At 37.8% G+C, this 564-nt stretch carries 1 protein-coding gene; it reads left to right on the top strand.

Annotation, left to right across the window (positions count from 1 at the left end; translation table 11 throughout):
• A partial coding sequence (gene ssb / locus ACFIKJ_RS09695; protein WP_375670576.1) for a single-stranded DNA-binding protein occupies positions 1 to 408 on the top strand: 408 nt, incomplete at its 5' end.
• Positions 409 to 564: the final 156 nt, after the last annotated feature.

Raw genomic sequence — 564 nt, 5'->3', positions numbered from 1 at the left:
GAAAGCAAAACAATGAATTCTGGAGCAGAAATAGTCAATTTTAGTATAGCGACTTCTGAGAGCTATACAGATAAAAAAACCAATCAAAAAGTAGAGAAAACAGAATGGCATTCCGTGGTGATTTTTAATCCGCATTTAGCAAAAATTGCACTTCAATATCTAAACAAAGGTTCAAAGGTTTACATAGAAGGAAAATTACAGACACGCAAATGGCAAGATAAAAATGGGCATGACCGTTACACAACAGAGATTGTCTTACCACAATTCAAAGGCGAGTTGTATTTGCTTGATGCAAAGAAAGATCAATCAGCATCCCCTACCCCTTCACCTATTACTTCTCAAAATTATGCTATCGCTTCAGGTGCTCAAGATTATAGAACAGCTCTTAACGATAGCGTCCCATTCTGATTGAAAAAATATGGCTAAAAGAAAAAAACATGCAAAACGTGGTCGTCCTCGAATTAAAGGATGTATCAGAGAACCAAATGGACGCATCTCACGAGCAAAAACACCGCATGAACCCATGGATAAATTGGCAATTGAAATGCGTGCCAAACGCTTCTG

Source organism: Bartonella sp. PS7NMGDW (assembly GCF_042193585.1).
GTDB classification, from domain to species: Bacteria; Pseudomonadota; Alphaproteobacteria; order Rhizobiales; family Rhizobiaceae; genus Bartonella; species Bartonella grahamii.
This window is presented reverse-complemented; position numbering and strand designations above follow the sequence as displayed.